Source organism: Brevibacillus reuszeri, assembly GCF_001187725.1.
Lineage (GTDB): Bacteria > Bacillota > Bacilli > Brevibacillales > Brevibacillaceae > Brevibacillus > Brevibacillus reuszeri.
Map to the genome: position 1 here is coordinate 927,090 of NZ_LGIQ01000009.1, position 12,342 is coordinate 939,431.

The window sequence follows — 12,342 nt, forward strand, 5'->3', positions numbered from 1 at the left end:
TGATGAATAAAGGAGACGTGGCGTATGACAATGACGACCGAACGATTCCCCATTGAGGCTGTTCGTGAACAATTTCCTGCATTGAAACGCACCTACAAAGGAAAGCCTGTCGCTTATTTGGATGGACCTGGTGGCTCCCAAGTCGTAAAGTCCTCCATGGATGCGATCTATGCGTATATGGCAAACGGAGGTGCGAATCTACACGGAGCTTTTCCTTCCAGTCGTGAAACGGAAACGCACATCGCCGACGCAAAGCAAGCTGTGGCGCAGCTTTTTCATGCCGATCCGGAAGAGATTGCCTTCGGCGCAAACATGACTACCCTTACATATGCGATTGCCCGAGCACTCGGACGGCAATGGCAGGAAGACGACGAAATCGTGGTATCCGAGCTAGATCACCGCGCCAATGTTGATCCATGGCTTGCCATCGCCAAAGATCGGGGAATGACGATCCGCTGGTTAAAGGTGGACCCCCATACCCTTACGCTTCAGCTAGATGAGCTCGATTCACTGCTCACCTCGAAGACAAAGCTGATTGCCGTTGGCCTCGCCTCCAATGCAGTAGGAACGATTAACGATCTTGCTTTCATCTCGCAAAAAGCGCGGGACAAAGGCATTCTCGTCGCTGTAGACGCCGTACATGCTGCTCCGCATTTTGCCATTGATCGTGATGCTATCGGTGCCGATCTCTTGCTATGCTCTGCCTATAAATTTTTCGGTCCTCATGTCGGGATTGCAGTTATCCGAAAACCGATATTTGAAGCGCTGGATGTATATAAATTGGCACCTGCTCCTTCCTTTATCCCGGATAAGCTGGAAACAGGTACACAAAATCATGAAGGCATCGCGGGAATCAAGCCAGCCATTGAATTCATTGCCGGATTGGGTGCAGGTGATTCGCTTTACGAACAAATCCGCTCGGGGTATGCGCTACTCGAAGACTATGAAAATAAGCTGGCCGAAAAGCTGAGAAAAGGTCTGGGAGAAATCGACGGTGTTACGCTGTATCAAGCTGATGAACATGTACCGAAAACACCAACCATCGCGTTTCGCATAGCAGGCTATGAACCACGTGATATTTGCTCTAGGCTATGTGAGGAGTACAGTATTTTCATTGCTGACGGTGATTTTTACGCATCGACTCTGGCAGAAAAGATCGGGGTTCGAGAGCATGGCGGCTGGATTCGAGCCGGGCTGGCTCCCTATAATACGGAGGAAGAGGTAGAGCGATTGATTGACGGACTAAAACAAATCCTTGCTGGCTGATACCGATTATTAGATGCAACTATAGGAAAGACCCGAGACAGATATCTCGGGTCTTTGACTTTGTTACATTTATACACGTCCATATTGTTCCTTGGCTAGCTCTCGTATTCCAATCTTGTCAAGTAGATCAGTAGGCGCCAGGAAAGTAACGGTTACGACGCCAGGGTGACGGCCAATTTGGATCGAGCCTGTGATGGTCGCGCGATTCAACACTTCTGGTACGGTCACACCCAGCACTTCAGCAGCTCGGTTCAACCCGTTCTCCGTTGCTTCATTCAAATTAGCGCCTGTCCCGATAAAGGACACGGGAAGAGAATCCTCGATCGCATGTAGCTCCCACGATTTCGCGTACTTCAGCGCTTTTTCTTTTTCTGCTTCAGTAAAAGGCTTTGCCAAATAAGGCAGGTCCTCCTCCACTGGCAGCAGGATCGGTCCATCAATATTTAAATTTGGAATGACATGAACCTGCAAGGTAACGATTCCGGAAACATCCGTCGTATGACCAGCAATTTCTCCATCGCCTTGCATAGCATGCATATCTCCCAGGTAGACACCACCGCCGGGAACCTTCACCGGGCAAATCAGAACGGCATCCTCTCTGACCCGGTTAATATCCATATGACCATCTGTTTTATGCTGATTTAGTTGTTCCTGGGTTAATGCATATTCATGTGGAGCACCGAGCAAAAATGAACCGAAATCTCCCGCATTGTGTGAGTCTGGCATCGGATGTGACGGGGTTGTCCCTAGTTGTCCCAGAAAAGGACGAACACGTGCCACCACACCAACGAGATCATGCGGTGCAAAGGTCACAACCGGATTTTGCACCGAATGCTCAGGTGTATTCATATAGTAATGGCCATTCTGGGCAATTTTCTCAGCTGCTTCTTTCGGCAGAGTGACACCGAATTCTTTTTTCTCATCAAAACCGATGGTATAGCCATTTGTAAAAGTAAATGGAGTCGTATCCGAGCCACATTCTGCGCATCGAATGGATTCGGGGCCAATTCCTTCGATCCGGGTCGCCGGGTAAAGCGTACCACAACCAGGGCATTTTGCCGCTACAAACGGATCACCGAGAAATCTTCCTTCGATCGTTCTTTCGTTCCCAGAGGCAGTCGCCATAGAGGTCACTTCGATCGATTTGATACGGATTGCGATCGCATCCCCAACCTTTGCCCCTTCTACATAGACAGGCTGGGTTACTTCATGACCACCGCGAAGAGCAGGTGTAATCATCGGCCCCCAGCATCCAGGCGTCGTATTCGCCACGATGTATCCTCCGTCTTTCACGGGTCCAAGCATCGGCTGCGAAGGGTCCAAAATGCCATTAATAAAGGTATTCACATATACAGTTTGTTGGGCTTTTCCCTTTTCCATATACATTTCTCCTTTGCTTTAAGAAAAACGAATGACCGTTTTTCTATGTTCATGGCTACATAACTAGTATACTTCTTTTTCACATCATTTTGAAAAAAAGATACCCATCTCCAGTACAGTTCTACTAGAAATGGGCAGCTTTGTGTCTGATCTCTCTTTTATCCATGCAAGCCTCCCTGCAACCGCGGGCGATGGCGATAAGGACCTACTGGTATTTGAATCAGACTTGTTTTCTGTTTGGGTCGGATTTGATAAATTTCGTCACATAGCCGCGCATCATACCCAAGCAATGGATGCCCTCCCATACCGCTCGCATAGGCAGACACCAGCAAGCGGTGGACAACCATGCCTGCCTCCATCTGTTGAATACGATAACCGCGTGGCCCTCTATGACTCATCATTTGATCACTTTCCCCAATCACGTGAAAGCACAACGGCACCTGATACAAGTTCACATTATCCATCGTCAATCCCATCTGCAGCTTTAAGCGATGATCTCCATGTTGAATGAGAGCAAGAGAGTTGTCTTGGTAATCAAATTGGTACGCACCATCCCCTAGCCCTTCAACCTGATGAAGACAAACAGCTAACGCCAGGCGCTGCGCTACTACCTCCTGCCCGTCCCCCAAATCATTCCGGTACGAAAAGGAGCCTATGGCTTCATGCAGCAATCGCGAGAGTTGTGAAAGCTTGATCTGCCCCATCATAAAATCCATTTCAGGCGATAATCGATTCCGACAGTATTGTGCAAAATTAATCTCTGGCCAATCCTCTATAGGCAAAGAAATTCTTGAACCTTTTATTTTTGAAAGCTTACTGGCAGCACCCTCAAAAAAGGAGCTGGTGGATTCGATCATTGCTGCCTCATTCATCCTGCGGGGGAGCAATGGATCTTTTCTATTCTTCGATTTCACATAATGTGTATGAAAAAGCTGTGGTAGCTCTTGTATCAGCTGCGCTGCAGTTGCAGCCTTCTGCCGCCTCTTTCCTTCTGTCTCTTTCATTGAATCCCATGTTAAATCCGGTTGGACAGTAAGAGGTACTATGGCGTACACGCTCTCTTCCTGTTCCGATAGACCAAGCAGATGATTCACCGCACGATCCAAAAATTGAAAACATACTCCTGACGATACGCCAAGCTCCTTCGTTGCAGACAGCAATTGTCCGAGCAGCACACCCGCATCGAGTCCTTGCAGTCGGTACGAAAAATGATGGTACTTAAAGAAATTTTTCCAGAAAAAGGTAGATACAAAGAAAGCTCCAAAACAAGCGTTCAGGTCACAATTCCATCCTACTGCCTGGGTGAGGTACGTATCAAAATTTCCTTCTCGCAAGAGTACCAAGCGATGGTGCGCAGCATCGTAGTGATAAATACCATGGGCCAGATCATTTAGCTTCAAATATACATACAATTCGCTTGGATACAAACCCCCGCCCGAAGGAAGAAACCGCCGATTGGACTGGAAATATAGAACTTCATCCTGCTCGGAAGACATTGGCAAAACAGCTTGACTCAGCTGCGTAACACCATACGAATACCATAGAATAGCACCTATTTGCGGCAAGGATGGTTGCTTGTTACCGCTTTGTATTTTTTGTCCAGTGAGCGACAACGGAATTTCCGTAGGAAGCGATAGAGTAGGCAAACCCCGATACAACTTGTATGGGAGCGGAGCATCCTCCCAGTCAACATCAAATTCAGGCGGATTGACTTTTTCAATGTCAAAATGAAGGTGATGGATAAAGGAATCCAGACTCATCCTGCTTCCTCCCAGCTATGCTTTATGGAAATGGATGGGGATGCGGATTTAATTGGTCATCGCGAAGTGGTTCCTTTGCATAGCCCAGTGTTACAGGAACCTGTCGGACTCTTTCCAAGCCTTTTATCCGCGTAAGATGATGTCCGAATGTCATAGGAAGCATCCCGGGAATGAGTACACGCACACATGTCAGCCCATTTCTGCGAACATCAGGGGTAGTCTGGTCAACAACAATCACATCCATATCCAGGTTCCGAAAAATTCCGAGCAAGTCACGCAGATCATCTGTGAGGTCATGATGCTTCTTCCTTGCTGTGAACGCGTCTGCGAATGTTTGTATCGGTCTGGTGTCATCGAGTAAAAAACGAAGACGCTCTTCTGCCTCTGGCAAGCTATAGAGCATCGCATGATCATCCATTTTCTGCACGAGCGCTGAGTCGTGAAACATGCGGAGGTATTTTTCCCGATTCGCCTCGAATTTGTCGGTCAATCCAATCAACATGGCTGCTGACTCATGAAGCGAGCTTTTAACCGCACGGATCGGATCGGGATGTGCTCCACCAGCGCAAACCAGATTGAGCCCTTTTTGCGTACGGTTCTTTGCGATTGTCCAAACGCTCGAAATACCGTTTTCCATGGTCGCATTGTAGATGAAGAAATCGTAGTCCGTAACGGTCTGCAGTCGATCGATCATCAATTGGAGCTCTCGATCATCTGCTGAAGACGGATCAAGTCGCGGCAATTGCAATTGTGCGTACCAGGTCAGTAAGAACGCATCACGCTCGACAACCTCCAGTATTCCGTAAAAAATGGCTTCCTCCAGGCTCCCACCGAGCGCACAGCCATTGGACGTCTCAAAAACGATTCCTTCCCCGAAGCCCAAACTGTAATAAGCGATCAATTCCGGCACTAAAATCGGGCGCTCCTGCAAAAAAGAATAGCCCCAGACCCAATTCATCGGTCGCTTCGTTTCAAATGGGCGGAAAGGAAAGCCTGACTGCGCGTACTGCTCCTCTGTATGCGAGCCAACCAATCTCGGATCGAGGGCATGCTCTGCCAAATTGTCGTAGCAATCACGAACGACCGTCCGTTTGCCACGCGGAGCAAGACCACAATATCTCTCCACCCCCTCCAAAATGGCTGTCAACTCACTGTCTGCATACGAATTCGTTCTGCCAGCCGTGCCTTCATCCTGCGTGAACAAGGGCAAATTGACGCTGACATCTGCAAACACAGAGGTGAGATCACGCATTTTTCCATTGATAAAACCGATTCGCGAATCCAAATATTCGGATTGCAATGCCTTTTTCAAGTCATGCATCGATTTTGTTCGATAGCTGTCTGGATTCGGCTTTGGATTAGCCTGTAAGGTAATCCGCGCTCGTTCCGGAGTGTCGTCAGGCAACGGACTGCATACGGGACATAAGGGATCAGCGAGAAAAAAGTGTCGCGTACTCGTCAATGATTGCAAATCAATGATCTGTACATGTTCATGAAGCTGTGGCTTCTCCCCCTTTACAAGCCGGTGTACTTCGGCTTTTACATATTGGGTCACCTGTATGAGACCATTGTGAGAAATCCAAGCATCCCTTTGATTCCCGCCGGTTGCGCTGAGCTTGGATTGAATTCCCCACATTTCCTTGCGATCCCTACCTGCCATGAGACGCCGCATATCAGCGCACCTAGAGCACCCAGGAATACCGGGACGTACCACGGGACCTACGATTGCCTCTCCAAACGAAATGAAGGCACGTAACCATGTAATGCCTGAAGACTGCAGCCATTTTTCCTGCTCAAGAATTTCAGAAGGATGCCATGCATCGTGCATATCAAGTACGAGGTTCACGTGCGGCATATCCGGGTTCCAGGTTGACTGGCGAATGATATCATAGTCCATTTCTAGATGCTCAGATACCATATTTGCCAGCAAGCCTTCCCCAATCACCGTAATTTTCGTATTTTTCACTATGTGCCCTCCTCTCTAAGGAGCAGAGCGAACACCCCACCGAGTCCTTCTCGCAAAAATGGTTCAACTGCAGCTGAAAATACAACCGGGCACTTGTTATGACGCTTGAGTACAATCTGCGCCTCATCCCAACTATCGCTTTCAGTCAAGTCATTTTGGGTAATGATAGCCCACTCTTTTTCTGATTCAGTCAGATCAATCGCATGTGTTGACAAGGAATACATCCCCTTGTTGTATATAGGCTGATTCTGTACCTCCATCAGCGCATATAACAATGCACTGCGCAAGGCCTCTGTATCATCTAAACCAACACTGCCATGCCAGCCTTTTTTCGTGCAAACCCAATACACAGGAAATCCCAGTACCTTTTCACCTATCCCGATGATTGGCTTTTCTCCCATGGTTGCCAGTGAACGTAAATAAAATTGCGATCTTTTATCATCCAGCGACGTGATTTGCACACGAGCAGCTTTCGTGATCTTTCTCCCCTGCTGTTTCCCGAATACCTCTGTCAAGCAGTGACGAAGCGCCCTGCACAGCCCCTCTTCGACTGTCTCTCCGGCCCCGAAGCCAACAGCTTTTTGGAACGCAAAAGGCATATCCTCGTGCTCATGAAGTAGCTGAGAAACAATCCGCGACACGTACATCTCTACACCAGCCAAGCCCGCTTCTTTACGCGCTTCGTCATGGGTGAGACCAGCACACACAACAACGGGCAATAGCTCGGCGGGTCCAGACGAAAGTGGATCAACGGACTGAACCTGGCATTGTGCGAGGGGCAGCTGCTTTAGCTCTCCCTCTTCCCAGGTATGAAAAATTCCCGTTTCCTCGGACGTCCACGAATGAAAAACGGAATGGTATCTCCCCGCAGCTTGTTTTTCCCTAGCCTCTAAAAGCTGCTCACTTGGCTTTTCCTTTTGCAGCTTTTCTAGTCCTTTTACCAGCGGATGGGGCAAAAAGGATTTCCATCCCCCTTCCAACGTCTCCAGATTCAATAGGTACAGCTTGTTAGTGTTATCAAAGGTTGATAGCCCTGTTGTGTATTTGAACCATTCAAAAACAATCACATTTGCCAAAAGCGCGGCAGCCGTCATTGAAAAAGAATGCTGCATGGGATCTGCGCCAAGCGAGCATTGATGCAAACGACGCCATGCCGATTCAAAGCACGCTTCGGAGGATGAATGAACCAATGGACCTGCTATCCCTCTTTGGCAAAAAAACGTAGCCGGGATAAATACTTTTCCATTCTCTTTGCAGAGTGATTGGAGCGCTGTAAGCTCATTCATCTCTCCCTTCTCCGATACGTATAAAACAGCTGAAAATGGAGAAATTGCCTCTCGCCACGTGCCTGACGTCTGCTCGCCCATATATAGCTCAGTCAGCTCTACATCTGGATCTTTTTGTCGCGCATAGGCAATCAACTCCTCCAATCGCTTTCGATTGGTGTGATCGTTGCCGGTGATCCAATAATGAAATTGTGCCTTCCCAGACTCCAGCAATGCCGATATCAAGGCAAGAAAAAACGGTCCAGAACCGACAGCCAGAGCTTTTTCACTCCGATACGACTGAAAAAGGTATCCCCCAGACCCTTCCATCTCGTCTAAAAACGCGATTTGTGCTGCATACACCTCTTGCACATGAGCGGGCAACTGATGGGGAATATCTTTGCTTTTATCCTGAACAAATCCATTCTGAAACAGACTGTTTGCTATTTCGTATATCTGCTTCTGGTATTCTTCCGGCAGATCATCCGTTATTTCTTCGAGAGTGTGCTCTCCGTTGAACATGGGTAGCAGTCGCTCGACCCACTGATCAATCATTTCTCCTTCCATCTGAAAGGTTCCGATGTTATTGCGAAAATACACGCTTCCATCCGGATTCGGCAAATAAAACGTGTCACGCTTCACTTTTAGACGCATCGCTGGATTCAAATTCACCATATTATTCCTCCTTACCTCGAATCTTCTACCACTTTGCGCCATGTGTGTCACGCTCATTCTATGAGTCGCTCTTTGTCCATCATTCCAACATAAAAAAGCAAAGCTCCTGTCGCTTTTGTATTGCTTGACAGGAGCTTTGTACTGGAAGGCTTATCTTTTCAATAATTCGAATTACAACGGTTGGATATCGGAATGACGAAAAAGCAACTGCATGAGCAGGTACAGAAGCAGCTGCATGAACAACTGCACGAGCAACTACAACTGCATGAACAACTGCATGAACAACTACATGAGCAGCTACAACGACCTCCTCCACAACGTCCACATCCGCCACATCTACCGCAACCATGTCGTACCATAGTGCCTTCGTTCATTCTTTGCTTATCCCAAGGGGTTACTTGATCTGACTTGAATTCAGCTGCTTTAAGCTTTTTTACTTCTTTTTTAAAATCATCCATCCTTTTCACCTCCGCCACTTCGTGTTACTACTCTACATTTATGAAGCGGCTATGGGTGTTCGTTCCTATTGAATGAGCCCATTTTTTGAAGCCTAGAATGATGAGCTGCTCGCGTTGGCTCTCTTCAATGGTCATTACGTAAGTAGGGACCCTCCATCCACTGACAGTACCGTGCCAGTAGTGTATCGGTTCTGCATCAGATACAAAGCGGCATCAGCAATATCCTCTGGCTCCCCTATACACCTAACAGGTAATGTATTTCTTAAGTGCTTTACAATTTCTTCTCGCTTCTCACCAAAAATGGAGTTCAGCAAATTCGTATCGACAGCTCCAGCGCTAATGGTGTTTACACGAATGGGGGAAAGCTCTACTGCCAGGCTCCGGCATAACGCTTCAACAGCTGCTCCAGATGCAGCCGCTACAGCCCCACCGACAGTTGGTTTCCATGTTGATGTACCGGACATGAAGGTAATAGACCCATTTTCTTTCATTTTTTTCGCTGCATATTTTGCAGCATAATAAGATCCCCAGAACCTGCTCTCCATCGTCGATTTCAATTCGTCGCACTCCGTCTCTAGGATTGGACCCAAAACCACATTTGCAGCGGTGACAAATAAATGATCTACCTGTTTTAACTGTGCAAACATGTTTTGAATAGAAGATTCATCTGTCATATGGACTACGAATGTTTGTAAGTGTTCGCCGATTGCTTTTTTTGCTTCCTGAAGCCTGGTTGCTGAACGTCCTGAGATAACGACGTTGGCGCCTTTTTTATATGCGGCTTGTGCCGTGGCAAATCCAATACCAGAGCTGCCCCCGATAATGACAATCACTTTTTCTGACAATGAACAATCCAATCCTATCCGCTCCTCATTACTTCCTTTTTTATTCATCAAATCCTAAATCCGAATCTGAATCCCCTCGTTTACAAGCGAAGTAGATAGTTTTCTCCGTGCTCTGTACAGCCTAGATTTAACGGTACCAATGGAAATTTGCAGGATATGCGCGATTTCTTCCATACTCCTCTCATAGTTCGCATCCAGCACAAATACGTCCTGAAAGCCAGATGGCAGCGTACCTACTAGCTTGCAGATTGTCTTTTTGTCATTATTCTTAAAAAAATCGTTCTCAGCGGAAGGGCTTGCTTCGATATATCGGAGAGTGGTGGTTTCCAGCCATATTCGCTTGTCTGAGCATTTGCGTCTGTAATCATGAGATACGTTTCGGGTAATGGTAAACAGCCATGTTCTCAGAGAGGATTCTTGGCGGAATAAATGCAATGCTTTCCATGCCTTTAGGAAAACCTCCTGTGTGATTTCATCAGCCCAGTCTTGTTTCCCGGTGATATAGTAAGCGTAATTCCGGACATCCTGTTGATGCGTAGTCAAGGTTTCTACCAACTGAGATTTTTCTAATCCTGAAAAATCTTGATGCTCCCTCATATTAGACCTCCTTTCACCGCATTAGACCTTTCTCAAAATGAAAAAGTTCCCTTGGCATACGACATTATTTTATAAACATGAAAAAGGCATATTCAAACGACTATCGATCCGGAAATGACAATCCGTCTATTTTACTATCAGGCTCCCTACCATTCCCTTTTCTTTGTGCCCCGGTATCGTACAGTAAAAAGGGTACACGCCATCAGCCGTCGCTCGAATCATATACGATACACTCTCTCCTGGCTGCGCATACAAATGCAGCTCACCCGTCGACTTTGCGGCATGCATATGTACATGCGCGGATGCGTCTGCGTATGGTACCACGACGATATTTCCCTTAGAGACGATTTCTACGACATGCTCGAGCTTTCCTTGATTATGGTAGGTTACCTTTATTTCCTCTCCCTTTTTTAGCACAATTTGCTGGGGATGATAAAAATAATCAGAGGCCACAAGCTCGACACTTCGCTTTGCTTCCTGTGTGGGAGGATGGGATGGCGACAGGAAAGATTGAAACCAGAGAAACACTCCGATCAGTAGTATCGCTCCAACTAGAGGGTGCTGCAAACCAAAGCGTTTTTGTGGATGACCTTTCTCATCTGTAGAAATCGCGATCTGTCTGGTCAGGAGCATGATGCAAAACGTGTAGAGCATGATGAACAAGAACAAGAGAGACTCTACCTGTTCAAAAGGAACCATTTCCCCGAGCATCGCCCCCATCATTCCAGCCATTAATCCTGCAAGTGCTCCTTCGATCATGGTCAGAATGGATAGAGGAATACCGAAAATCAATCCGGAAAAAGTGCCTATCGCAATGGCCAGCATCGTAGAATAGGCAAGCTCGCCTTTGAATAAGACACCGAGAACCAGTCCAGCGATCAGTCCAACCATCATTCCGAGAGTCATTCCGCTTACCATGCAGATCATCGGTTCGAGCTTATTTCGCTTGCGCCAAACAAACCAAGTGAAGCATACGTATGTGAAAACTAAATAGAACAACACTTGTGCTGTCGCGTTCATGATACCACCCCGTAGTATATTTACCTCTCTAAAGGATATGTCCGCTCCGGGCGAAACAGGACAACTAGTATGCCGTGCATTTAAGTTACTAGAAAACACTTTACGCAAAGAATCGATGACCCACGCTCTGGCTTTTGCGTGAGCCGAGACGTTATACTATGAGATGAGTAACTAACCCCCACACGCGACCGTATTAACTATAGCTAGGTAAATAATTCGAAGCAGTCCTTTGCCAAAAACATATCTTGCTTTACGACATGTACAGCTTACCGTAGAGATTATCCGTTTTTTGGACACTATCCCCTATTGAAAGGATACATACGATGAACACATTACCAGTGGAACAATTTCGCAAATTTAAGAACGACATTACTCGATTTTTGATGGCATATAAATTTGCCCTAGATGCATTCGAAACAAAAATAGACATCCTGACAGAGGAATTTCAGCTGTTTCACGATTACAATCCGATCGAGCATACTAAATCCAGGCTAAAATCGCCTGAAAGTATATTGAAAAAGCTGTATAAAAAAGGGCTCGATATTTCGTTACCAAGCATAAAAGCTAATATTACCGACATCGCAGGAATCAGAATTACCTGCTCCTTTATCGCTGATATTTATCGGATCAGTGATATGCTGCAAAACCAGAGCGATTTGAAAATTATCGAAATCGAGGACTACATCTCCCATCCGAAGCAAAACGGGTACCGCAGTCTGCATATGCTCATTGAGATTCCGATTTACATGTCTGACAGACAGGAAAACGTATGCGTTGAGGTACAGATTCGCACAATCGCAATGGATTTCTGGGCTAGCCTGGAGCATAAAATCTATTACAAATACAATCGGACTGTACCACCTACTCTGCTCCAGGAATTAAAGGAAGCTTCCGACTCCGCCGCAGCTCTCGATCGAAAAATGGAACGACTGCATAACGAAATTAGTGAGGTAAAAGATGCTCAGGCTGAGGATTGGGGAGAGGATTTAAAGCAAATCAGTATAAGCAACCAGCAGTTTCAGTTGCCAGAAGCACTGCTCCGACTGCTCAGTGACCGCCCGAATGGCGTTTAGTCTACCAAAAATGGCTGCCCAGTTTTTCGGGCAGCCA

10 protein-coding genes are annotated in these 12,342 nt (G+C 46.8%); 2 read left to right on the plus strand and 8 right to left on the minus strand.

Features of this window, described 5'->3' with window-relative positions; genetic code table 11:
* The first annotated feature begins 24 nt into the window (after nt 1–24).
* Nucleotides 25–1,266: a cysteine desulfurase-like protein gene (locus tag ADS79_RS18690; RefSeq protein ID WP_049739904.1), complete on the plus strand. Its 1,242-nt coding sequence runs from the start codon at nt 25–27 to the stop codon at nt 1,264–1,266.
* Between the two features lie 69 nt (nt 1,267–1,335).
* On the opposite strand, the gene ADS79_RS18695 is transcribed toward ADS79_RS18690, so the two are convergent.
* The 8 genes from ADS79_RS18695 to ADS79_RS18730 form a co-directional block, all read right to left on the minus strand.
* On the minus strand, nt 1,336–2,646 hold the full coding sequence (locus ADS79_RS18695; protein ID WP_049739905.1) for an acetamidase/formamidase family protein: 1,311 nt from the start codon (nt 2,644–2,646) through the stop codon (nt 1,336–1,338).
* A 158-nt stretch (nt 2,647–2,804) separates the two neighbouring features.
* Nucleotides 2,805–4,406 (minus strand): SagB family peptide dehydrogenase, encoded by a 1,602-nt coding sequence (locus tag ADS79_RS18700; protein WP_049739906.1) that lies wholly within the window; start codon nt 4,404–4,406, stop codon nt 2,805–2,807.
* 22 nt (nt 4,407–4,428) lie between these two features.
* Nucleotides 4,429–6,324 carry a TOMM precursor leader peptide-binding protein gene (locus tag ADS79_RS18705; protein ID WP_049741061.1) on the minus strand — a complete coding sequence of 632 codons (1,896 nt, stop codon included), beginning with the start codon at nt 6,322–6,324 and terminating at the stop codon, nt 4,429–4,431.
* A gap of 47 nt (nt 6,325–6,371) precedes the next feature.
* Nucleotides 6,372–8,312, minus strand: coding sequence for a putative thiazole-containing bacteriocin maturation protein (locus tag ADS79_RS18710; RefSeq protein ID WP_049739907.1), 1,941 nt, complete (start codon nt 8,310–8,312; stop codon nt 6,372–6,374).
* Nucleotides 8,313–8,470: 158 nt separating this feature from the next.
* The gene (locus ADS79_RS36755; RefSeq protein WP_084765991.1) at nt 8,471–8,770 is read right to left on the minus strand and encodes a heterocycloanthracin/sonorensin family bacteriocin; all 300 of its coding nucleotides are present in this window, start codon (nt 8,768–8,770) and stop codon (nt 8,471–8,473) included.
* A gap of 134 nt (nt 8,771–8,904) precedes the next feature.
* Complete coding sequence (locus ADS79_RS18720) at nt 8,905–9,663, minus strand: SDR family oxidoreductase (RefSeq protein ID WP_049739909.1); 759 nt, start codon at nt 9,661–9,663, stop codon at nt 8,905–8,907.
* 6 nt (nt 9,664–9,669) lie between these two features.
* Nucleotides 9,670–10,212 carry an RNA polymerase sigma factor gene (locus ADS79_RS18725; RefSeq protein WP_049739910.1) on the minus strand — a complete coding sequence of 181 codons (543 nt, stop codon included), beginning with the start codon at nt 10,210–10,212 and terminating at the stop codon, nt 9,670–9,672.
* Nucleotides 10,213–10,338: 126 nt separating this feature from the next.
* The gene (locus tag ADS79_RS18730) at nt 10,339–11,232 is read right to left on the minus strand and encodes a cupredoxin domain-containing protein (protein ID WP_049739911.1); all 894 of its coding nucleotides are present in this window, start codon (nt 11,230–11,232) and stop codon (nt 10,339–10,341) included.
* A gap of 323 nt (nt 11,233–11,555) precedes the next feature.
* Here ADS79_RS18730 and ADS79_RS18735 point away from each other — a divergent pair, with 323 nt between their 5' ends.
* Nucleotides 11,556–12,305: a GTP pyrophosphokinase gene (locus ADS79_RS18735; RefSeq protein WP_049739912.1), complete on the plus strand. Its 750-nt coding sequence runs from the start codon at nt 11,556–11,558 to the stop codon at nt 12,303–12,305.
* The last annotated feature ends 37 nt before the right edge of the window (nt 12,306–12,342 follow it).